The organism is Saccharomonospora glauca K62 (assembly GCF_000243395.2).
Lineage (GTDB): Bacteria > Actinomycetota > Actinomycetes > Mycobacteriales > Pseudonocardiaceae > Saccharomonospora > Saccharomonospora glauca.
Genome location: NZ_CM001484.1, coordinates 69,736 through 90,181 on the forward strand (window position 1 = coordinate 69,736; position 20,446 = coordinate 90,181).

General features: G+C 69.1%; 21 protein-coding genes. 12 read left to right on the plus strand and 9 right to left on the minus strand.

What is annotated here, in order from left to right; translation table 11 throughout:
* Positions 1-298: 298 nt before the first annotated feature.
* Together SACGLDRAFT_RS00365 and SACGLDRAFT_RS21655 are read right to left on the minus strand one after the other, a co-directional pair.
* Entirely contained in the window at positions 299-700 is a 402-nt protein-coding gene (locus tag SACGLDRAFT_RS00365; RefSeq protein WP_005460788.1) for a hypothetical protein, read from the minus strand.
* Between the two features lie 13 nt (positions 701-713).
* Positions 714-1,052 (minus strand): hypothetical protein, encoded by a 339-nt coding sequence (locus SACGLDRAFT_RS21655; protein ID WP_083852916.1) that lies wholly within the window; start codon positions 1,050-1,052, stop codon positions 714-716.
* A gap of 296 nt (positions 1,053-1,348) precedes the next feature.
* Here SACGLDRAFT_RS21655 and SACGLDRAFT_RS00375 point away from each other — a divergent pair, with 296 nt between their 5' ends.
* Complete coding sequence (locus tag SACGLDRAFT_RS00375; RefSeq protein WP_005460792.1) at positions 1,349-2,719, plus strand: helix-turn-helix transcriptional regulator; 1,371 nt, start codon at positions 1,349-1,351, stop codon at positions 2,717-2,719.
* Positions 2,716-3,642 carry a phosphotransferase enzyme family protein gene (locus tag SACGLDRAFT_RS00380; RefSeq protein WP_005460794.1) on the plus strand — a complete coding sequence of 309 codons (927 nt, stop codon included), beginning with the start codon at positions 2,716-2,718 and terminating at the stop codon, positions 3,640-3,642. Before SACGLDRAFT_RS00375 ends, SACGLDRAFT_RS00380 begins: the two co-directional genes overlap by 4 nt.
* A 124-nt stretch (positions 3,643-3,766) precedes the next feature.
* Here SACGLDRAFT_RS00380 and SACGLDRAFT_RS00385 read toward each other — a convergent pair whose 3' ends face one another.
* The gene (locus SACGLDRAFT_RS00385; protein ID WP_005460797.1) at positions 3,767-4,813 is read right to left on the minus strand and encodes a copper resistance D family protein; all 1,047 of its coding nucleotides are present in this window, start codon (positions 4,811-4,813) and stop codon (positions 3,767-3,769) included.
* A 102-nt stretch (positions 4,814-4,915) separates the two neighbouring features.
* Between SACGLDRAFT_RS00385 and SACGLDRAFT_RS00390 the strand changes: the two genes are divergently transcribed.
* On the plus strand, positions 4,916-6,664 hold the full coding sequence (locus tag SACGLDRAFT_RS00390; protein WP_005460798.1) for a BCCT family transporter: 1,749 nt from the start codon (positions 4,916-4,918) through the stop codon (positions 6,662-6,664).
* Positions 6,665-6,717: 53 nt separating this feature from the next.
* On the opposite strand, the gene SACGLDRAFT_RS00395 is transcribed toward SACGLDRAFT_RS00390, so the two are convergent.
* Genes SACGLDRAFT_RS00395 through SACGLDRAFT_RS00405 form a run of 3 tightly spaced genes read right to left on the minus strand, consistent with a single transcriptional unit; the run spans position 6,718 to position 8,592 of the window.
* The gene (locus SACGLDRAFT_RS00395) at positions 6,718-7,332 is read right to left on the minus strand and encodes a copper resistance CopC family protein (RefSeq protein ID WP_005460799.1); all 615 of its coding nucleotides are present in this window, start codon (positions 7,330-7,332) and stop codon (positions 6,718-6,720) included.
* Positions 7,329-8,015, minus strand: a complete 687-nt coding sequence (locus SACGLDRAFT_RS00400) for a YcnI family copper-binding membrane protein (RefSeq protein WP_005460800.1) — start codon at positions 8,013-8,015, stop codon at positions 7,329-7,331. The genes SACGLDRAFT_RS00395 and SACGLDRAFT_RS00400 overlap by 4 nt, the downstream gene beginning before the upstream one ends.
* Positions 8,016-8,064: 49 nt before the next feature.
* Complete coding sequence (locus tag SACGLDRAFT_RS00405) at positions 8,065-8,592, minus strand: hypothetical protein (RefSeq protein ID WP_005460802.1); 528 nt, start codon at positions 8,590-8,592, stop codon at positions 8,065-8,067.
* A 123-nt stretch (positions 8,593-8,715) separates the two neighbouring features.
* Here SACGLDRAFT_RS00405 and SACGLDRAFT_RS00410 point away from each other — a divergent pair, with 123 nt between their 5' ends.
* From SACGLDRAFT_RS00410 to SACGLDRAFT_RS00425, 4 genes are read left to right on the plus strand one after another with little or no spacing between them, the layout of a single operon-like run.
* On the plus strand, positions 8,716-9,363 hold the full coding sequence (locus SACGLDRAFT_RS00410) for an ABC transporter permease (RefSeq protein WP_040919446.1): 648 nt from the start codon (positions 8,716-8,718) through the stop codon (positions 9,361-9,363).
* Complete coding sequence (locus tag SACGLDRAFT_RS00415) at positions 9,356-10,516, plus strand: ABC transporter ATP-binding protein (protein WP_005460807.1); 1,161 nt, start codon at positions 9,356-9,358, stop codon at positions 10,514-10,516. Before SACGLDRAFT_RS00410 ends, SACGLDRAFT_RS00415 begins: the two co-directional genes overlap by 8 nt.
* Entirely contained in the window at positions 10,513-11,289 is a 777-nt protein-coding gene (locus SACGLDRAFT_RS00420) for an ABC transporter permease (protein WP_005460809.1), read from the plus strand. Before SACGLDRAFT_RS00415 ends, SACGLDRAFT_RS00420 begins: the two co-directional genes overlap by 4 nt.
* The gene (locus SACGLDRAFT_RS00425) at positions 11,286-12,260 is read left to right on the plus strand and encodes a glycine betaine ABC transporter substrate-binding protein (RefSeq protein ID WP_005460812.1); all 975 of its coding nucleotides are present in this window, start codon (positions 11,286-11,288) and stop codon (positions 12,258-12,260) included. Before SACGLDRAFT_RS00420 ends, SACGLDRAFT_RS00425 begins: the two co-directional genes overlap by 4 nt.
* Positions 12,261-12,296: 36 nt before the next feature.
* Here SACGLDRAFT_RS00425 and SACGLDRAFT_RS00430 read toward each other — a convergent pair whose 3' ends face one another.
* Positions 12,297-12,773, minus strand: coding sequence for a DUF6474 family protein (locus SACGLDRAFT_RS00430; RefSeq protein WP_005460813.1), 477 nt, complete (start codon positions 12,771-12,773; stop codon positions 12,297-12,299).
* Between the two features lie 120 nt (positions 12,774-12,893).
* On the opposite strand from SACGLDRAFT_RS00430, the gene SACGLDRAFT_RS00435 reads away from it, so the two are divergent.
* Positions 12,894-14,531 carry a TM0106 family RecB-like putative nuclease gene (locus tag SACGLDRAFT_RS00435; RefSeq protein WP_040919448.1) on the plus strand — a complete coding sequence of 546 codons (1,638 nt, stop codon included), beginning with the start codon at positions 12,894-12,896 and terminating at the stop codon, positions 14,529-14,531.
* Positions 14,532-14,537: 6 nt separating this feature from the next.
* Here SACGLDRAFT_RS00435 and SACGLDRAFT_RS00440 read toward each other — a convergent pair whose 3' ends face one another.
* Entirely contained in the window at positions 14,538-15,302 is a 765-nt protein-coding gene (locus SACGLDRAFT_RS00440; protein WP_005460817.1) for an SDR family NAD(P)-dependent oxidoreductase, read from the minus strand.
* Between the two features lie 142 nt (positions 15,303-15,444).
* Between SACGLDRAFT_RS00440 and SACGLDRAFT_RS00445 the strand changes: the two genes are divergently transcribed.
* Positions 15,445-17,229, plus strand: a complete 1,785-nt coding sequence (locus SACGLDRAFT_RS00445; protein WP_040918325.1) for a gamma-glutamyltransferase family protein — start codon at positions 15,445-15,447, stop codon at positions 17,227-17,229.
* A gap of 7 nt (positions 17,230-17,236) precedes the next feature.
* On the opposite strand, the gene SACGLDRAFT_RS00450 is transcribed toward SACGLDRAFT_RS00445, so the two are convergent.
* A complete protein-coding gene (locus tag SACGLDRAFT_RS00450) occupies positions 17,237-17,605 on the minus strand; it encodes a nuclear transport factor 2 family protein (protein ID WP_005460820.1) in 369 nt (122 codons plus the stop codon).
* A 141-nt stretch (positions 17,606-17,746) separates the two neighbouring features.
* Here SACGLDRAFT_RS00450 and gmd point away from each other — a divergent pair, with 141 nt between their 5' ends.
* The 3 genes from gmd to SACGLDRAFT_RS00465 are packed head-to-tail and all read left to right on the plus strand — an operon-like array spanning position 17,747 to position 20,444.
* Positions 17,747-18,742, plus strand: coding sequence for a GDP-mannose 4,6-dehydratase (gene gmd, locus SACGLDRAFT_RS00455; protein WP_005460821.1), 996 nt, complete (start codon positions 17,747-17,749; stop codon positions 18,740-18,742).
* A complete protein-coding gene (locus SACGLDRAFT_RS00460) occupies positions 18,739-19,701 on the plus strand; it encodes an FkbM family methyltransferase (RefSeq protein ID WP_005460823.1) in 963 nt (320 codons plus the stop codon). The genes gmd and SACGLDRAFT_RS00460 overlap by 4 nt, the downstream gene beginning before the upstream one ends.
* Before the next feature lie 29 nt (positions 19,702-19,730).
* Positions 19,731-20,444: a class I SAM-dependent methyltransferase gene (locus tag SACGLDRAFT_RS00465; protein WP_005460824.1), complete on the plus strand. Its 714-nt coding sequence runs from the start codon at positions 19,731-19,733 to the stop codon at positions 20,442-20,444.
* Positions 20,445-20,446: the final 2 nt, after the last annotated feature.

Consider the following 20,446-nt stretch of genomic DNA (forward strand, 5'->3'; position numbering starts at 1 on the left):
CGTTCACGGTCGAGTGAATGCCTTACGGCATAAGGGAAACCGAGTGAAGGCCGCAGGCCGGTGCCGGTCGGGGGGAGGGGGAGTGTAACGGCACCGGCCCACGGGGTATCGGGGCCACACCGCGGGCGGGGACTCGCGGCGTGTGATGTGGAGTTGTGGCGGTCGGACGGTACGGCTCAGCTGCCGTGGAGACCGATCGCCGAAGAACCGGCGGCCGAGCCCGTGGCGCTCGGGGGTACGCACGACCCGGCCGCCGGCGACAGTGTCCGCCGGAAGGCGGAAAACGGTGGGGAGGAGATCATCGGCCCGTGTCCCCCACGAGGGCGTGACGGCCGGTCGACGCGGGCGCGCGCCGGTTCTGCGCCGGGGGTGCCGCGGCGGTGGATCCGCGCAGGCGCCGCGCTCGGCGGGAGTCGTGGAAGTGCGCCAAACCGCCCGCGACCAGGTGGTCATGAGCCACCTGCCACACGGAACACGGTGCTTTGCAACGGTGCCAACGGGTGGAACAGGTCGGGCAGTCGCCTCGCTCGTCGGGCTCGTGGGCCGAGAGCATCGCCCGCCATCCCTCGGTCAGGCGGGGCAGCTCGGAACGGGCTGCCGAGACCAGTGCCGGTGAGTCCGCCTCCTTGGCGAGGTCGGCGAGCATGTCGAGTCGCTCCCACACGGCATTGCGGAGTACCTGCCCGAGTATCTGGTCCACTTGGCCCTCACCGTCACCTTCCCGCCAGTTCGGCGGCTTCGTTCAGTGCGGCCCGGAGTTGCCCGAGCTGGCCGACCGACAGTCGTGCCGTCTCTCCGGGCGGTCCGACGAGGACCACCTCGTCGTCGTCCACATACACCGTCACACAGCGTTCGCGGCTGATCAGATCGCCGCACTGCACGCGCCAGACCACCTGTCCACCTTCGTACCGTCGTCCCGAGTCGTGGTAGGGCGGAGTTGTTCTGCTCGGCGGTGTGATGGTCCGGCGCGTGGGCCGTTCGGAACCGCGAGAGCCGGCGGACACCGTGTCGGTCCCAGCAGAGCCTGCTGCGATCGAATGCACGTCCACCACGTCCTTCGTCGGTTCCCAGTCGTTCTCGGTTGTCGGGGTTCTTCACCCCCGCGGAGCCTCGGTGACTGCGGATCGTGCTCGACCGGCCACGCATCTCCTGCCCATACCTTGCGGGGAAAAGAACGGCGTGAGAAGTCTCGGTGCCGCCCCCAGCGGCGACCGGCCCGAGGAGAACGCCGAACGGTCGCGGAAGTTCGGCCCGACCGATCAAAACCCCAACTTGAGCCTTCGCGCGGTTGAATAGGCGTTGCTTACGCTGCACAACGACGCCCGACGGGACTGTGGAGGGGCGGAACATGGACGCCAACGAGGATGCCAAGCAGGGCCGCATCGATCCCCAGGTGTGGGAGGCCCGCGAAATGCGCGACGCGCTGGCGAACCGCAACATCAGCGAGGTCTACCGGAGACTCCGGATGCACGGGATCTCGCAGCGCCAGATCGCCGCGATGACCGGTCAGTCACAGTCCGAGGTGTCGGAAATCCTCAAGGGCCGCCAGGTGATGGCCTACGACGTGCTCTCCCGCATCGCCAAGGGCCTCGGCATCCCGAGGGGATACATGGGCCTCGCCTACGACGAGGCCACGAAGAACCAGGTCGTCGGCGACGGCGACGAGCAGCAAGCTGAGGAGGACGAGTCCGTGAAACGACGGAAGTTCCTCGCGCACGCGGCCCAGGTCACGACGGGGGCCGCGGTGTTCGGCCCAGCCTCGGCGGCATGGGCTTCGAGCCCCGGAAAGACCCCCGCACCGGGGCGTATCGGGATGACCGACGTCCGCCAGGTGGAGGCGGCGACCAGGGCTTTGAGAGCGTTGGACTACCAGTACGGCGGCGGTTTCTGTCGCGACGCGGTGGTGGCGCAGTTGTCGTGGGGCCAGCAGATGCTCCAGGCGAGTGGGTCGGAGAAGGTCAAGTCCCGGTTGTACGTCGCGCTCGCCGACCTGCACAGCCTCGCGGGCTGGACCTCCTTCGACATCGACCTCGTCGACTCGGCGCGCAACCACTTCGCGCAGGCGTTGGAACTCGCGAAGCAAGGGGAGAACCACCCGCTCGTCGCCAACATCCTCTACCGCATGGGCAGGGTGTATCTGCACCAGGACGCGCCCAACGACGCGTTGAAGCTGTTCCAGCTCGGACAGCTCGCGGCGCAGGAGTCCGGTTCGGAGCTCGCGGTGGCGGTGTTGTGCGCCAACGAGGCGTGGGCGTACGCGATGATGGGCAACGTCGAGCAGTCGATGAAGCTGCTCGGTCGGACGAGGGACGAGTTCCAGCGCGCCGACCTCGCCAACGCGGAGTCGTGGGTGAAGTTCTTCGACGAGACCGACGTCTACGCGATGATCGGCACCGTCCACACGACGTTGGCGCAGACCGCCGACCCGTCGCACACGCGCTACGCCATCCCCGCGTTGCGCAAGGCCACGGAGGCCTACGGCGACGACATGGCGCGCAGCAAGACGTTCAGCCTCAGCATGCTGGCCACCAACCACATGCTGGAGGGCGACATCGACCACGGCGCGAAGATCGGTGGCAAGGCGCTCGACTGTGCGGAAGGGCTCAAGTCGGCGCGGGTCAAGAAGCGTATGGAACCGCTGAGGCAGGAGGCGCTACGGCGGAGCAACAACAGCGACGCACGCGAACTGGCCGAGCGGATGGCCGAGTTCTTCGCCTGAGCGCGTCGAGCACCAGGCAAGGGGGCGCCACGGCGTCGGACGGGCGTTTCACCAGGTCGAAGCTGGACGAGGTGCTGCGCGAGACCTGTGTCCTCCTGGGGTTGGAGCATCGCGGTGCCACGCTGCTGCGGTTCACGAACAACGCCGTGTACTCCCTGGCCCGTGACCCGGTGGTGGTGCGGATAGTGGGGTCGCGGGCGCTTCGGCACCGGGCCTACAAGGTGGTGCGGGTGGCGGAGTACCTGGCCGCGCACGACGTCCCCGCGGTCCGGCTCTTCGGCGACGTACCGCAACCGCTGGTGGTGGGGGACCACGTGGTGACGGTGTGGCACCGGGTCCCCACCACCGGGCGGGAGGCGACGTCGGCGGAGCTCGCCGGGCTGCTGAAGTCGTTGCACGCGCTGCCGCCCCCGGACGGCATCGCCCACTGGGCGCCGCTGGACGACGTGCGGGCGCGGGTCGCCGACGCGGAGGAACTGTCGGCCGGCGACCGGCGGTTCCTGCTGGAGCGGTGCGAGTTCCTGGAGCGGCGGTTGCGGGAGCTGAAGTTCGCGCTTCCCGCGTCGTTGGTGCACGGGGATGCCCATCCCGGCAACGTCATCGTCGGCGAGGAGGGGCCGGTGTTGTGCGACTTCGACTCGTCGTGCGTGGGGCCCGCGGAGTGGGACCTCGTGCCCCTGGCCGTCGGGTACGAGCGGTTCCGCGACCCCCCGCACCGGTACACGCAGCTCGCGCGTCATTACGGCTTCGACGTCAGGTCGTGGGAAGGTTTTCCCGTGTTGCGCGCGGTCCGGGAGCTGAAACTGACGACGAGCGTGCTGCCGATCGCCCGCAGCCATCCCGCGGTGCGGGAGGAGTTGGCGCGCCGACTCGCGGACCTGCGGCACGGTCGCGGGGGTTCGCAATGGTTTCGGTACCGCTGAAAGGCCGCATTTTCACGCATTCGCCGACTGTTGGCGGCCGCTCGTCGCTTTGACCGAAAACGGTCGCGAGGGCGTCGATCCAGCGGCGAGTTCGGCGCGACCGAAGCCGAACATGTGTTGGGTGTCACACGAGTGGGGTTCGGGACAGGACCGCGGCGAAGCCGTAGGCGAGGCCCATCGTGGCGAGTTCCACCACGGCGAACGTGGCGAGCGCGGTGCGGCGGTGACGGACGACGCCGGGCATCAGCTTCCACCTCGTGTAGCCCCCGAGAGCGGCGGCTCCCGCGAGGAGGACGACCTTGGCGATCAGGAGTTGTCCGTACGACGTGGTGAACAGCCCCGGCCACAGGTCCACGGTGGGGTGCTGCACGAACTCGGCCACCGCGTTGATCACCCCGGTGCCCGCGGCCACGGCCAAGCACACGGTGGCGAGACGGGAGAAGCGGGGCAGCGTGGTGGCCAGCAGGCCCCGATGCCCCGCCGCGAGCACCACCGTGGCCGCCAGCCCGCCGGTCCAGGCGACCACGCTCACGATGTGCAGTTCGAGCAGCAGCATCGCGTACTCGGCGAAGTGCGAGTCGCCCGCGTGCCCCGTGACGGGCAGGGGCAGTAGGGCGAACAGGCCGCATCCGACGACGAGCTCCGGCGGCACCTTGCGGCCGAACCGCGTCGCCGCCAACCCGAACAGTGCCTGAAGCAGCGCGAAACCGGCCACCACGAGCAGGGCCTTGCCCGCGGCGACCGTGTCGACATACGAGCGCAGGTCGTCGAACGAGAGCGCCGTGTTGCCCGGACGGTACTCGGCGGCCTGCAACACGAGGCTCGCCAGCGCCGCTGTCACCCACACGAGAGCGGAGACCACGACGCCGAGCCGAGCCTTGTCGAACACCGGGGCGGTCGAGGCGGGGACATGGTCACCCGTGAGCAGGGGAAGCAACGCGAATCCGACGGCCGCGACGGCGGCGAGGTCGAGCGCGCTTCTGGCGATCGGCAGGCCCACGCGCACCGCCGTGTCGACCTGCGCGATACCCGCGACCGGGGTCGTGGTCGTGAGGGCGAGCCCGACGAGAACTCCCGCCAGGGCAGCCGTGACCACCGCTACTAGGGGGCCGAGACGAGGCGACGAGGTGGACGCGGTGGCTGGCCTGCTCACTCCGCTGAGCCTACGCATCGGCCTCGCGCATGTCCCGTATCTCGATCCGCCTCGGGGTCGAGAGGGGGTTAGCGGGCCCCCGAACGGGCAACCTCAGCCGAGCATGGAGGCAAGCCACACATGGGTGATCAATCGGACGAAGTCGGCAAGTCGCAGCGAGATGACCCGCAGCGGGCCGGTCCGGACCACGCACCCGAGTACACGAGCTCCGGCGACGAGCAGCATGACTCGGGGGCGACGGCTGCCGCGGTCGATCGTCCCGCGAGAACCGACCGCGTGGTGTTCGGGGTGGCGGCCGCGATCGCGGTCGCCATAGTGGCGTGGGGCATCGCCTCGCCGAGCAGCCTCGCTACGGTGGCGGACACGGTGCTCAACGACGCCGTCATTCCCTACGGCGGGTGGGCCTTCGTGCTGACCGCGAGTGGGTTCGTGGTCTTCGCGGTGTGCGTGGCCATCAGCCGGTACGGACGGATTCCGCTGGGCAAGGACGACGAGCGACCGGAGTTCCGCACGTCCTCCTGGATCGCGATGATGTTCAGCGCGGGCATGGGCATCGGGCTCATGTTCTTCGGCGTCTACGAGCCGGTGGCGCATCTGGCCAGTCCGCCGCCCGACACGGCGGTGCCCAACTCGGACGAGGCCGTCCACCTCGCGATGGCGACCACGTTGTTCCACTGGACGCTGCATCCGTGGGCCATCTACGCGGTGGTGGGGCTGGCCATCGCCTACAGCGCTTTCCGCAAGGGGCGAAGCCAGCTCATCTCGGCCGTGTTCGCGCCGTTGATCGGCACGCGGCGCAGCGAAGGTCCGCTGGGCAAGGCCATCGACATCATGGCCATCTTCGCGACGTTGTTCGGGTCGGCCGCGTCGCTCGGCCTGGGGGCGTTGCAGGTCGGCGGCGGCCTCGCGTCGGTCGGGTGGCTCGACAACCCCGGCACGGGGCTCCTGGTGTTGATCATCGCGGTTCTGACGGTGGCGTTCGTCGCCTCCGCGGTGTCGGGGGTCGCACGAGGCATCCAGTGGCTGTCGAACATCAACATGGTGCTCGCTGCCGTGCTCGCGGTGTTCGTCCTGGTCGTCGGGCCGACGGTGCTCATCCTGAACTTCGTGCCCGGTGCCATCGGGGACTACTTTCGGGAGCTGCCCGCGATGTCCGGACGGACCGGCGTCACCGGTGGCGAGGAGATGCGTGACTGGCTCGCGAGCTGGACCGTCTTCTACTGGGCGTGGTGGATCTCGTGGGCGCCCTTCGTCGGGATGTTCATCGCCCGCATCTCGCGGGGGCGGACGATCCGCGAGTTCGTCATCGGGGTCATCGCCGTGCCCAGCGTGGTGAGCCTGGTCTGGTTCTCGATCTTCGGTGGTGCGGCGATCAGTCGGCAGCGAGCCGGGATCGACATCGCGGGCGCGGGCGGCGAGGAAGCCGCGACGTTCGAGCTGTTGGAGACGTTGCCGCTGTTCGTCCCCATCGCCGTCATCGTGATGCTCCTGGTGTCGATCTTCTTCGTCTCCGGGGCGGACGCGGCATCGGTGGTGATGGGGACGCTGTCGCAACGCGGCACCGTCGGACCGCACCGTCGGGTCGTGATGTTCTGGGGCGTGGTGATGGGGGCCGTGGCGGCCGTGATGCTGTTGGTCGGCGGTGACGACGCGCTCAACGGTCTGCAGAACCTCACGATCCTGGTGGCCGTGCCGTTCGTGCTCGTCATGATCGCGTTGTGCGTTTCCCTGTATCGGGACCTGCGGCGCGACCCGCTGGTGATCAGCGAGGACGAGGTGATGCGTTCGCTGCGGAAACTGCACGAGGAGCGCAAGGCCGAACGTGCGAAGGACCGCAGGCAACGGCGCCGACGCAACAAGACGCACTGAGGAGATCGGTGCGACCCGGCCGGGCCCGCGAGCCCGGCCGGGGAACGCCGGTCCTAGTCCTGCGACCGGCCCATTCGCAGCGCCACCACGAGCCCGACGACGAGCAGTACCGCGGCACCGGCGAGCCAGACCCACACCGGCACGCCCTCCGAGTCCGCGTCGTTCGCGGCCTCGGCGTTCCGGTCGGCTTCGTCCGACTGCTCGGACTGCGCCCGGTCGCCCCCGGTGGCCTCGCCCCGTTCACCCTGCTCGGATACCGCCGAGTCGGGGGCACCGCTGGCCTCACCGGGGCCGGGGGAGGTGAGGGTGAAGCGGATCTCGTCCGACACGGGGTGTCCGTCGGCGGAGAGCACCCGGTAACCGATGACGTACTCGCCGGCGGGGCCGAGCGGCCGCAGCGGCGCGGTCACGGTCGCTCCGTCGACCTCCACGACGCCTTCGGCCCACTGGTCGCCGTGGGGTCCGATGACGGCGACCTCGTTGACGTCGGCTTCCTCGACTGGTTGGTCGAAGGTGAGCACGACCTCGGTGGGAGCGGTGTCCAGCTCGTCGCCCTCGGCGGGGTTCGACGAGATGAGCACGTTGTGAGCCGACGCGGGCAGTGCGGCTCCGAGCATCGCGAGCAGCGCCACCGCGAGGGTGGTGACGAACGCGAGCGGCTTTCTCATGACCTTCCCGCCTTCCTGGCGCGCAGCGTGGCGCCGACTCCGAATCCGAGGCCGAGGGCGCCGAGGACGAGTCCGGCCCCGCCCAGCAACCGCGCGGTGTCGTCGGTCTCGGCCGCGGCGGCCGGTTGCTCCGAACTCGTGCCGTGGCCGTGACCGTGGCCGGACGACTCGGCGAGCTCGACCACCGGCGCGGGCCGCTCGGGCTCGGAGTCGTCGGCCGGTGGCTCGTCCCACTTCACGACCGTGCCGTCGGAGTAGGTCTGGGAGGTGGGCAGCACCAGGGTGTCCACGTCCTCGGGCAGAGCGCCGAGGACGATCTCGAACTCCTCGTACGACGTGGTGCCCGCCGCGATCTCGTGGCCGTCCTCGGCCTTCCACGTGATCCGGGTGACGACGTCGTCGGTCTCGGTGACCTCGGCGGTCCAGCCGGGGACGGGTTTGGTGCGGGCCGAGGTGATGCCGTACTCGGCGGGGATGGTCACCTCCACCTCAGTGGTGCCGACCTTCTCCTCTTCGTTCGGGACCCGCAGCACGATGGCGCCGTAACCGCCCTTCTCGGGGGTGTCCCCGTAGACGTTGGCGGTCACGTGGGCGGAGGCGATGCCGCCCGCGAGCAGCAGGCTCGTCGCGGTCGCCGCGCACAGCACGGCACCGCGAGCTATCCGTCGATTTGTCGACAACAACGGTGTCTCTCCTGATCCTTCGCTTCGTCGGGTACGGATTTCGCGCTGGTCAGGAGGCTGTCGGCGGCCCACGCCTCGGCTGCGTGCGGCGAAGCTGGACGGAGAGCGCGGGGAGGCCCTCGGCCGTCGGCACGACGGTGCCGGACGGCGGTTCGACGGCGGGTAGTGGGCCGAGTACCACCAGCAGGCCGCGTAGCGCCGACACCACACTGACGGCGACGGCCAGCATCGCTTCGGCGTGCGCGAACAGCACGGCGGTGGCGACGGTGGCCCCGGCGTGCCCCGCGAGCATCGCCGGACCTCCCACCGAATGTCCCGACAGCTCGCCGAGCACCACGTGGGTGGCCACCTGGGCGCTGCCCAGGACGAGTACGACCCCACCGGGGCCGCGAGTCTGTTCCGCGACCGCGGTGGAGACCCACCCGAGCAGCACGGTGATCGCGGCGGTGGTCAGCAGGTGCGGGAGATGTCCCCCACCCACGAGGTGAGCCGTCACGCTGAGCGTGGCCGAGCACCCCGCGAGCAGTGCGCCCCGGACCGCGTGTCCCGCGCGGTCGGACCCGGTTCGCCTGCTCATACCGCCAAGCCTATGGGATCACGTGGTTGAGACGAATCTCCTTCGAAGGTTGCCGTTTCCGCGAGGATCATGAATCGTATTTGCGCCACTGACATATGCCGAGTGACGCGAGCGGGTGGTCCGTTGAATCTGTTCGAATATGTGGTCGACCGGTGGGAGCGGCTGTCACTACAGGCATTGCTGCACGTCAGCGAGGTCGTCCAGTCGACGATCATCGCCACCGTGATCGGTGTCCTGATCGGGATCGCGGTCTACCGCAGCCCGATCGGCTCCGCCGTCGCGACCGCGTTGGCGAGCACCATCCTCACCATTCCGTCGTTTGCGTTGCTCGGATTGCTGATTCCCGTGGTGGGGCTGGGCGCGACCCCGACGGTGATCGCGTTGGTGCTGTACGCCCTGCTTCCGATCACTCGCAACACCATCGTGGGACTCGCGAGTGTCGATCCGGCGGTCACCGAGGCGGCCAAGGGCATCGGAATGAGCCGCTTCGGGGTGCTGACCAGGGTGGAGCTGCGGCTCGCCTGGCCGGCCATCCTCGCCGGGATGCGGGTCGCGACGCAGATGTTGATGGGTATCGCGGTGATCGCCGCCTACGCCAAGGGTCCGGGCCTCGGCAGCGAGGTGTTCTCGGGCCTGATACGGGCGGGCAGCGCCAACGCGACCAACCAGGCGCTGGCGGGAACGCTCGGCGTCGTCATCCTCGCCCTGCTGCTGGAGGGCGTGTACTTCCTGATCGCTCGCCTCACTGTTTCGAGGGGTATTCGTGGCTGACAAACCCAGTGGTGCCGAGATCCAGTTGGAGCACGTCACCAAGCGCTATCCGGGGAGTTCGGAGCCTGCCGTCGCGGACGTCACCATGACGATCCCGGCCGGCAAGATCGTGATCTTGGTGGGGCCCTCCGGCTGTGGGAAGACCACCACCATGCGCATGATCAACCGGCTGATCGAGCCCACCTCCGGCCGGATCACCATCGGCGGCGAGGACGTGCTGGCGTTCAACGGCGACGCGCTGCGGCGCAAGATCGGTTACGCGATCCAGCAGGCCGGGCTGTTCCCGCACTTCACGGTGGCGCAGAACATCGGCGTGGTGCCGGGGCTGCTGAAGTGGAGCCGCAAGCGCATCAACGAGCGCGTCGACGAGCTGATGGACCTCGTCGGGCTCGACCCGGCCGAGTTCCGTGACCGGTATCCCCGGCAGCTCTCCGGTGGTCAGCAGCAGCGGGTGGGGGTGGCCAGGGCGCTCGCCGCCGACCCGCCGGTGCTGCTCATGGACGAGCCGTTCGGCGCGGTCGACCCCATCACGCGGGGCAACCTCCAGGACGAGTTGCTTCGGCTCCAGGAGAATCTGCGCAAGACCATCGTCTTCGTCACCCACGACTTCGACGAGGCCGTCAAGCTCGGGGACAAGATCGCGGTGCTCGGGGAGAAGTCGTCGATCCAGCAGTACGACACCCCCGAGGCGATACTCGCCAACCCGGCCAACGACATGGTGGCGGGTTTCGTGGGGGCCGGAGCCTCGCTCAAGCAACTCACGCTGCTGCGGGTCCGCGACGTCGACTACAGCGACGGCACCGTGGCCGTGCCGGTGGACACCCCGCCCGACGAGCTGCGCAAGAAGCTGGCCGAGAAGGGCGAGACGTACGCGCTGCTGCTGGACTCGCGGCGGCGGCCGCTGCGTTGGGTGCACGTCCGGGAGCTGTCGTCGGTGACGTCGCTCGCCACGGTCGGAAGGCCGGTGGACGACCTCGTGAGCCTGCAGTCCACGCTCCAGGACGCGCTGGAGGCCATCCTCGCCGAGGGCGGTAACGCCGTGGTCACCGGTTCCCGAGGCGAGTACGTCGGGACGATCGACATCACCACGGTCACCGACACCATCCAGCAGTTGCGCAATGAACACACCGACAAGGGAAGTGGCGAGTCATGACCTCCACGGAGCTGTCGGGTTTCTCCACGGAGTCGGGGTCGAGGCTGGGCGACCGGATTCGCCTGCTGGCACAGCCCGCCGTGGTGATCATGGTCGTCGGTGCCGTCCTGGCGTGGGCCCTGACCAGGGACAACGACGTCATCGAGGCCGAGTCGCTCAACGCCCCGTACCTGTTGGACAAGACGGGGGAGCACCTGCTGCTGACGGCGGTGGTCACCGCCATCGTGGTGGTGCTCGCGTTGCCGCTCGGCGTGGTGCTCACACGTTCGTGGGCCCGGCCGGCGGCGCCGCTGTTCATCGGCATCGCCAACATCGGTCAGGCCGCGCCCTCGCTCGGCGTGCTCGTGCTGTTCTTCCTGTGGACCGAGTGGGAGGGACTGTGGGCGGCGGTGCTGCCCATCGCCTTCTACTCGTTGCTCCCGGTGTTGCGGAACACCATCGTGGGGATCGAGTCCGTCGATCCCACCCTGGTGGACGCCGGACGCGGCATCGGCATGTCGTCGGCGTCGGTGCTGTTCCGTATCGAGCTGCCCCTGGCGCTTCCCCTCGTGCTCGCGGGGTTGCGCACGTCGTTGGTGCTCGCCGTGGGCACGGCGACCCTGGCGTTCTTCGTCAACGGCGGCGGACTGGGTGAGTTGATCGACGCGGGTTACAAGCTCAACCGGACCTCGGTGTTGGTGGTCGGTGCCGTCCTGGCCGTGGGCGTGGCCTTGCTGGTCGACTGGCTCGGCGCGGTGCTGGAGAAGTACTTCGGACCGAAGGGACTCTCATGAGGCGTCAGGCGAGTCGCACCGTGTGCGCGCTCCTGGCCGCGATGTCGTTGCTGGTGAGCGGCTGCGGCCTCAACGTCAACGCGGCACTGCCGTACGACGTGCGACCGGGGTCGATCCGCCACGTGCCCGAACTGGACGGCGTGGAGATCGTGGTGGGTTCCAAGGACTTCACCGAGAACGTCGTCCTGGCCTACATCACGCAGCTCGCCTTGAAGGCGGCGGGGGCGAACCCCATCGACTTCACCAACATCACCGGGTCGAACGGTGCGCGGGCCGCGCTGGAGAACGGTCAGATCGACCTGATGTGGGAGTACACCGGCACCGGATGGCTGTCCTACCTCGGCGAGGACGAGCCGCTGTCGTCCGAGCGGGAACAGTACGAGGCGGTGCGGAAGGCCGACCTGGAGCGCAACGGCATCGTGTGGCTGCCGTACAGCGAGGTCAACAACACCTACGGGTTCGCCACCACGGAGGCCTACGCGGAGAAGCACGGGCTGCACACGATGAGCGACGTCACGGCTTTCCTCGAAAGCAGTCCTCAGGAGGCCGTGTTCTGCGTGGACACCGAGTTCGCCAACCGACCGGACGGCATGCCGGGGGTGCAGGAGGCGTACGGGTTCCCGACCACCGACACGAAGACGTTCGGCTCGGGGGCGATCTACGCCGCGGTGGCCAACGGCACCTGCAACTTCGGCGAGATCTTCACCACCGACGGTCGCATTCCGGGGCTGAACCTGCGGGTGATGGAGGACGACAAGCGGTTCTTCCCGCAGTACAACGCCTCGTTGACGCTGCGCCGGGACTTCAACGAGAAGTATCCGCAGATCGCCGAGGTCATGGCTCCCGTAGTGGAGGCGCTGGACAACGACGAGATCAGCGAACTCAACAAGCAGGTCGACGTCGACGGTCGGGACGCCGCGGAGGTCGCGCGTGACTGGCTGGAGTCCAAGGGCTTCATCACGATCCCCTGAACTCGTGGCCGTGTTCGATGTAGCCGAGGTCGCGGTTCAGTTCGCCGCGCCGGGGACACCGAGACGGCGCAGCACCTCGGTCTCGATGGCGTCCAGTTCCCCGGCGACGGCTCGGTGCGCGGCCTTCCGCCGAGGAGCGGGCATGTGCTCGGACGCGCGTACGGCCGCGGTGAGCTGCTCCAGGGTCGACCGGCTGCGCGAGACGAACTCGCGGTCCTCGTCCGTCGCCCGCTCGGAGTCGGCGAGCTGGGACAACGCCTCCGCCGCCCCGGCGAGCCGGGCCAGCAGCGCGCCACCGCGCCCGCTGTATTCGGGCAGTTGGGAGACGTCGATGCCCAGGCGGCGGGCCTGGCTCCGGTCGTACACCTCCCGGACCGTGCCGATGACGCGCAGCACCAGCGGTGCGAGTGCCGGCACGGCGGCGGGAATGACGACTTTCGCCACACGCACGGCGTTCTTCGCGCGCTTCGGTGTCAACCCGCTGTCGTCCTCGGTCGCCTTCCTGCGGCCCATCGCCCCAGACCCCTTCGTCGCTGTCGGGAGTTCGTGCACTGGTTTCCCCGTGAACTTACTGTTCGCCCCAGCCACGGGCACGTCGGCTCCATGTCGGGGGGCTCTCATACAGTGAGTGGCATGGCTGTCGAGGTGTTGTTGGACGCGGGGGTCGTCACGCGGTGTCGCCGTCGCGTGCACCTCGACCACGATCCGACCATGCGGGACGTCGAGCTGGCGCCTCCCGATCCTGCCGCTGAGCAGCGCATTGCCGACGCGCGGGCGCACCGGGCGCGGATCGCCGAGTGGATTCGGTCCGAGACCGAGAGCAGCTGGGTCGCCGTTCCTGCCGAGCTGAGCGCGTCGAAGCGCGCCGAGCTGACCCTGTCGGCCCTGGAGCAGGGCGTGGCGCTGATCTGGGGCGCCACGTTTCCCGCGGACCCCGCGGCGGGCAGGCGCGGTGGAATCAACCTGCTCGTGCGCACCCCCGGTGGGTACGCGCCGGTGCTCGTGGTGCGGCACCGCATCACCGACCCCGGCAGTGGCGCACGCACCACGGCGTTGCCGGACGTCGACCCCGACCACGCGGAGGTCGACCCCAAACGCAAGGTGCGTTCGCACGCGCGCGATCAACTGAGGCTCGCCCACGCGCGCCGGTTGCTGGAGGCGGTCGGGTACGCCGAGCCGGACAGGGCGGTGGGCGGTGTCGTCGGCCTCGACGCCGACGTCGTCGTCTGGCACGACCTCACGGCGCCCACCTGGCCGGGAAACCGCAGTGCGTTGGACGAGTACGACGCCAGGTTCGCCGATCGTCTCGCGGTGGCCCGTGCCGCGGCCTCACGCGGGGAGGCGCTCGCGGAGCCCTCGCGCATCCTGGAGTGCAAGCGGTGTCCCTGGTGGCCGGTGTGCGAGGAGCACCTGAGCCGGGTGCGCGACGTCAGTCTCGTGGTGCGGGGCGAGGACGCCGCCGAGCTGCGGAACGTGGGTGTGTCCACTGTGGATAAGCTGGCGGCGCTCGATCCCGCGGGGGAGTCGCCGATCCAGTGGACCGGCACCACGTTCGACGACGCCGTGGCGATGGCGAGGGCGTGGCTGGCGGGCCTCACGGTGGTGCGCAGGGTCGAGAAGGTCCACGTCCCGCGCGCCGACGTCGAGGTGGACGTCGACATGGAGAGCTTCGGAGACTCCGGCGCCTACCTGTGGGGTTGCCTGCTCAGCGGGGCCGACATCGGTGTCGAGCAGGGCTACCGGGCGTTCGTGACGTGGGAGCCGCTGCCCACCGACGACGAGGCACGTTCGTTCGCCCGGTTCTGGGCCTGGCTCTCGGACGTCCGCGCCAGGGCAGCGGAGCGAGGGCTGACGTTCCGCGCCTACTGCTACAACGCTCTGGCGGAGAACCGGTGGCTCTACGCCTCGGTCGAGCGGTTCGCGGGTGAGCCGGGGGTGCCGACGCGGGAGGAGATGCGGCGGTTCGTCGAGTCCGACGAATGGGTCGACCTCTTCCGCAGTGTCTCCGACCAGTTCCTGTGCTCGCGGGGCAAGGGGCTCAAGGTGGTGGCGCCGGTCGCGGGGTTCGCGTGGCGGGACCCGGAGGCGAGCGGCGAGGCCTCGATGCGCTGGTACCGCGACGCGGTGGGCATGGACGGCGGTCGCCCCGATCCCGAGCAGCGCGAAAGGTTGTTGCGGTACAACGAGGACGACGTGCGGGCCACGCGGGCGCTGCGGGCGTGGATGACCGACGAGGCCGCACACGCCGTCCCGTTCATGGGCGAGCTGTAGTGAGGCTTACCGCGGCGCCATGCGCAGCGCTCCGTCGAGACGGATCACCTCGCCGTTGAGGTAGTCGTGCTCCACGATGTTCACGGCCAACTGGGCGTACTCGTCGGGGCGGCCGAGGCGTTTGGGGAACGGCACCGACGCGGCGAGACCGGCCCGGAACTCCTCGGTGACCCCGGCCATCATGGGGGTGTCGATGATGCCGGGAGCAATCGTCATCACGCGGATGCCGTGGGAGGCGAGGTCACGAGCGGCGGGAATGGTCATGCCCGCGACGCCGCCCTTGGAGGCGGAGTAGGCGATCTGCCCGATCTGGCCCTCGAAGGCGGCCACGGAGGCGGTGTTGATCACCACGCCTCGCTGGCCGTTGTCGTCGACCGGTTCCGTGGCGGCCATCGCCTGCGCGGCCAGCGTCATGACGTTGAAGGTGCCGATCAGGTTGACCTCCACGACCTTGCGGAACAGGCCGAGGTCGTGCGGGCCCTTCTTCGACAGGATCCGCGACGAGTTGCCGATGCCCGCGCAGTTGACGACAACCCGGAGGGGAGCAGCCCCGGAGCCGGTGGCGGTGTCGACGGCACGCTGGACCTGCTCGCCGTCGGTGACGTCCGCTTCCACGAAGGTGACACCGTCGGTGGGTTCTGCCTTGGCGATGGACGGTCCGAGATCGACGGCGAACACCCGTGCTCCCTTGGCGGCCAGTGCCTTCGCTGTCGCGGCTCCGAGGCCGGAGGCGCCGCCGGTGACGATGGCCGCAGTGTCGGCGATCTGCATGTTCGCGTCCTTTCTGTGGTCGGGACTGTCGAGGGTTGTCGCCACGGTGACAGTGGCCCTAGGTTAACGGGCGTTCGCGTGATGCGGGGAGATGCACGAGAGGTGACTGTCAGTTAGTTGTACTAACGAATTGGTCACCCGTATGGTCTACACCGTGTTTACGTCCAGACCAGAACTCGCCGGAACTCACGGCATGGTCGCCACCACGCACTGGCTCGCCTCGGCAACGGGTATGGCGGTGTTGGAGGACGGCGGAAACGCCTTCGACGCCGCCGTGGCCGCCGGATTCGTGCTCCAGGTGGCGGAGCCGCACCTCAACGGCCCGGCAGGGCAGGTCCCCGCGATCTTCGTGACGGCGGAGGACCGCACGCCTCGGGTGTTGTGCGGGCAGGGCCCCTCGCCCGCCGCGGCCACCCCCGCGCACTTCCGCGACCTCGGTCTCGACCTGATCCCCGGTAGCGGGCTGCTCGCCGCCACCGTGCCCGGTGCGTGGGACGCGTGGTTGCTGCTCCTGCGCGATCACGGCACCAAGAGCCTTCGTGACGTCCTCAAGTACGCGATCTCCTACGCCTGGAAGGGAGTGCCGGTCGTCGGGCGGATCACCGACACCATCGACGCCGTCTCCGAACTGTTCGTCAACCACTGGCCCACCTCGGCCCAGCTCTGGCTGCCGGACGGGGAACCGCCCACCCCCGGCTCGTTGCATCGCAACCGAACCCTGGCGCGGACGTGGCAGCGTCTGCTCGGCCAGGCCGAGGTCCACGCGGGCCGGGAAGCACAGATCGACGCCGCGCGCCGCGCCTGGTCGCAGGGGTTCGTGGCCGAGGCCATCGACGAGTTCAGCCGTAAGGCGTTCCGTGACGACTCCGGTCGCGACCACGCCGGCCTGCTCACCGGCGACGACCTCGCGAGGTGGGAGGCCACGTACGAGGACGCGGTGATCACCGACTTCGGTGAGTGGTCGCTCGTCAAGTGCGGGGCGTGGACGCAGGGACCGGTGCTCGCACAGCAGTTGCGGCTCCTGGAGGGCTTCCGTGACCAGCTCCGCTTCGTCGACGGCAAGCCCGACGCGCGCACCGTGCACCTCGCCACGGAGTGCGCGAAGCTCGCGTTCGCCGACCGCGAGGCGTACTACGGCGACACCGACGTCGATCTCGACACGCTGCTGTCGTGGGAGTACGCCGAGAGCAGGCGGGCGCTGGTGGGCGACGAGGCCAGCGGGGAACTGCGGCCGGGAGGCCCGAACCCGAAGTTGCCCGCCGTGCTCGAACGCACGCGCGGGGAGGCCGCGGGCAGGGGCGCGCTCGGTGAGCCGACCGTGGACCCCGCCGGGCGTACGCGCGGGGACACCGTGCACATCGACGTGGTGGACTCCGAGGGCAACATGATCTCGGCGACGCCGTCGGGCGGCTGGCTCCAGTCGTCGCCGACCATTCCCGAGCTGGGCTTCTGCCTCGACTCCCGCGCGCAGATGTTCTGGTTGGAAGAAGGGCTGCCCAACTCGCTGGCACCCCGCAAGCGGCCCCGGATCACGCTGTCGCCGTCGATGGCGCTGCGCCACGGCGAACCCACGCTCGCGTTCGGCACGCCCGGCGGTGACCAGCAGGACCAGTGGCAACTCTGCTTCTGGCTGGCCCACACCGTGGGTGGACTGAACCTCCAGGAGTCGATCGACGCGCCCGCGTGGCACACGACGGCGTTCCCGAGCTCGTTCTACCCGCGCTCGTGGCGGCCGAAGGAACTCGTGGTCGAGTCGCGCCTGGGCGAGGACACGATCCGGGAACTTCGGGAGCGCGGCCACGACGTGGTGGACGCGGGTCCGTGGGCGCTGGGCAGGCTGTCGGCGGTCTCGCGCGACGCGGCCTCGGGCATTCTGAGGGCGGCGGCGAACCCGAGGGGCATGCAGGGCTACGCCGTCGGTCGCTGACCGCCGCTCAGATGGTGGGATCCTCGGCGATCACCCAGTACTCGGCGAACCGGTCGCCGTCGACGCGCAGCAGGTCGTGACCGTGGAAGGTCACCGGCTCCCCGCGGAGCCGTCCCCTGCCTCGCCAGCGGGCGGCGACCAAGTTCGTCCCGGACACGGGCCCCACCACGATCTCGAACACGCTGTCCGGGATCATTCGCCTGCCTCGACGGACGATCCCGGCGAGTTGCTCGGGGCCCCGAACGAGTTCCGGCTGTCTCGGCCAGTGCCCCACGAAGTCGTCGGTCACCAGGGACCGGGCGGCTTCCTCCAACCGGTCCGGCTCGCCGTTCCAAAGCTCGTCCAGCCAGCGGCGGTAGAGACTCGTCGCGTCCATCTCCCCATCCTGCTGCCGGCCCCCGCGATCCCGCACGGTCGGACTTGCGTGGGGGCCGCCGTCGGGAGTGCGTCGTCTCGGTGCCGTACTTTCCCGCCCGACACCGACCGGCGTCGTGGGACGCTCGGCTATTCTCACCGTGTGCGACGTGCGTTGATCACCGGAATCACCGGGCAGGACGGCCAGTATCTCGCGGAGCTGCTGCGGAGCGAGAACTACGAGGTGTTCGGGCTGATCAAAGGTCAGAACAACCCGAAGATCGAAGCGCTGCAGACGGAACTGCCCTTCGTGGAACTCATCTCCGGCGATCTGCAGGACCTGCCCAGCCTGGTCGCCGCGCTCGAACAAGCACAGCCCGACGAGGTCTACAACCTGGGGGCCATCTCGTTCGTCGCGCTCAGCTTCAAGCAGGCCGAACTCACCGCCAACGTGACCGGACTCGGCGTGTTGCGGCTGCTGGAGGCCATCCGCATGGTGGGCGGCAGCCAGAACAACCCGATCCGCTTCTACCAGGCGTCCTCCTCGGAGATGTTCGGCAAGGTCCGGGAGTCGCCGCAGGTGGAGACGACCCCGTTTTACCCGCGTTCGCCGTACGGGTGCGCCAAGGTCTTCGGACACGACATCACGGTGAACTACCGCGACAGCTACGGCCTCTTCGCCTGCTCCGGCATCCTGTTCAACCACGAAAGCCCCCGGCGCGGCATCGAGTTCGTCACCAGGAAGGTGACCAACGCGGTGGCCCGGATCAGGCTCGGCCTGCAGGACAAGCTGGTGCTCGGGGACCTCGAACCACGCCGTGACTGGGGCTTCGCGGGCGACTACGTGAAGGCCATGTGGATGATGCTCCAGCAGGACGAGCCCGACGACTACGTGGTCGCGACCGGAGAGACGCACAGCGTCCGGGAGTTCGTGGACGCCGCGTTCCGGCACGTCGGTCTGGACGACTGGGAGCGCTACGTCACCCAGGACGAGCGGTTCTTCCGCCCGGCCGAGGTCGATCTCTTGGTCGGTGACGCCACCAAGGCTCGCACCAAGCTGGGGTGGAAGCCCGAGGTCGACTTCCACTCGTTGGTCGCGATGATGGTGGACCACGACCTCAAGCTGGAAGCGAAGAAGGCGGGAATCCGGTATCCATGATCTCCTACGCGCAGAACGCGGAGGACGTCGTTCTCGCCCGGCTGTTCCGGACGCAGTCCGAGGGTCGCTACGTCGACGTGGGAGCCGGTGATCCGGTCGAGGACTCGGTGACCAAGCACTTCTACGAGAAGGGCTGGTCGGGGATCAACATCGAGCCGGTGCCGGAACTCGCCGACCGGCTGCGGAAGGCCCGGCCGAGGGACGTGACCCTGCAGCTCGCGCTGGGAGCCACGAAGGGAAAGGCGACGCTGCACGTCGTTCCCGACGCCTGGGGCCGGGCCACGCTCGACGAGCGGCTGGCGCAGCGGTACCGGGAACGCGAGCGGTGGCGGGTGGAGGACGTCGAGACCGAGATCACCACGCTGGCCGCCGTGCTCGACGAACATCCCGGCGACGTCGACTTCCTGAAGGTCGACGTCGAGGGGGCCGAGCGAGAGGTGTTCGAGGGCGCGGACTGGACCCGGCACCGCCCCAGGGTCCTGTTGGTGGAGGCGACCGAGCCGGGTTCCCCCACTCCCGCGCACGAACAGTGGGAACCGATCCTGCTCGACGCCGGGTACCGGTGCGCGCTCTTCGACGGTCTCAACCGGTTCTACGCTCAGGCCGACGACGAGGAAGCGCTGGCGTGCCTGTCCGTGCCCGCGAACGTCTTCGACGAGTTCGAGCGCCACGAGGTGGCGCGCATGCGGGAGCAGGCCGAGAAGACCGCCGTGGCGCGAGCCGGGGAGAGCGGTTACATCCGGCGGTTGGAGCAGCGGCTGCAGCAGGAGCAAAAGGAGCGGGAACGCGACGCCGCCTACCTCGCGACCTTGGAGAAGGCCGTCGAGGCCGAACGGCGGCATGCGGCCAAAGCCGCCCGGTACTTCTCCGCGCTGGAGAAGCGCATCGCCGAACTGGAGGCGGCGGCGAGGACGTCGGCGCAGTACATCGCGATGCTCGAGAACAAACTGAACCAGTAGGCAACGACTCACACGACAGGATCTCCGCGATGACGATCTCAAGCCCCAACCCCGACACGGTCGACCTCGACGAGGCCAGACAGCTCGTCGAGCGGGTCAACGGCCAGGGGGGCACCTATCACCGGCTCGACTTCGGCGACGGCCTCGTCATCGAGGGCGACTACGACATGTCGAAGTACCTGGCCTACTACCACCTCCCCGAACGGCTCGACGGCAAGACCGTGCTCGACGTGGGCACGGCCTCCGGTTTCTTCGCCATCGAGGCCGAACGGCGGGGGGCCAAGGTCACCGCGATCGACATCTGGGACGAGACCGCTCTGCCCGCGGAACTCGCGCGCACGTTCAAGCTCGGCCTCAACTACGTCCAGAAGGACCTCTACGACCTCGACGCCTCCTTCGGCCAGTTCGACCTGGTCATCTGCGGGTCGCTGCTGCTTCACCTGCCCGATCCGGTGGGGGCCTTGCGTGCGCTGCGGAGCGTGACGAAGGAACGCTTGATCGTCTCCTCGGCGGCCACCGCGGACAGCGCCACCACCGACCAGCCGGTGTGTCACTTCACCGGAGCCCGAGCCAGCGAGAGCGACTACTGGAGCTACTGGGCGTTCAGCGCCTGCGCTCTGGAGCGGATGTTGCTGGCCGCCGACTTCTCCCGCATCGCCGACGTCGAGCACTTCGACTTGAAGTCCGAGCCCGGTCGCATGGAGTTCTCCACGCCCCACGTGAGCATGTCCGCCTACGTCTGACC

Bases quoted from the DNA above. Each gene is read 5' to 3' on its own strand.
- SACGLDRAFT_RS00450 (WP_005460820.1), bottom strand. From the start codon at position 17,605: ATGGACGCGACGAGTCTCTACCGCCGCTGGCTGGACGAGCTTTGGAAC.
- SACGLDRAFT_RS00460 (WP_005460823.1), top strand. From the start codon at position 18,739: ATGATCTCCTACGCGCAGAACGCGGAGGACGTCGTTCTCGCCCGGCTG.
- SACGLDRAFT_RS00430 (WP_005460813.1), bottom strand. From the start codon at position 12,773: ATGGGCCGCAGGAAGGCGACCGAGGACGACAGCGGGTTGACACCGAAG.
- SACGLDRAFT_RS00440 (WP_005460817.1), bottom strand. From the start codon at position 15,302: ATGCAGATCGCCGACACTGCGGCCATCGTCACCGGCGGCGCCTCCGGC.
- SACGLDRAFT_RS00390 (WP_005460798.1), top strand. From the start codon at position 4,916: ATGGGTGATCAATCGGACGAAGTCGGCAAGTCGCAGCGAGATGACCCG.
- SACGLDRAFT_RS00375 (WP_005460792.1), top strand. From the start codon at position 1,349: ATGGACGCCAACGAGGATGCCAAGCAGGGCCGCATCGATCCCCAGGTG.
- SACGLDRAFT_RS00425 (WP_005460812.1), top strand. From the start codon at position 11,286: ATGAGGCGTCAGGCGAGTCGCACCGTGTGCGCGCTCCTGGCCGCGATG.
- SACGLDRAFT_RS00405 (WP_005460802.1), bottom strand. From the start codon at position 8,592: ATGAGCAGGCGAACCGGGTCCGACCGCGCGGGACACGCGGTCCGGGGC.
- SACGLDRAFT_RS00435 (WP_040919448.1), top strand. From the start codon at position 12,894: ATGGCTGTCGAGGTGTTGTTGGACGCGGGGGTCGTCACGCGGTGTCGC.
- SACGLDRAFT_RS00395 (WP_005460799.1), bottom strand. From the start codon at position 7,332: ATGAGAAAGCCGCTCGCGTTCGTCACCACCCTCGCGGTGGCGCTGCTC.
- SACGLDRAFT_RS00385 (WP_005460797.1), bottom strand. From the start codon at position 4,813: ATGCGTAGGCTCAGCGGAGTGAGCAGGCCAGCCACCGCGTCCACCTCG.
- SACGLDRAFT_RS00445 (WP_040918325.1), top strand. From the start codon at position 15,445: ATGGTCTACACCGTGTTTACGTCCAGACCAGAACTCGCCGGAACTCAC.
- SACGLDRAFT_RS00420 (WP_005460809.1), top strand. From the start codon at position 10,513: ATGACCTCCACGGAGCTGTCGGGTTTCTCCACGGAGTCGGGGTCGAGG.
- SACGLDRAFT_RS00465 (WP_005460824.1), top strand. From the start codon at position 19,731: ATGACGATCTCAAGCCCCAACCCCGACACGGTCGACCTCGACGAGGCC.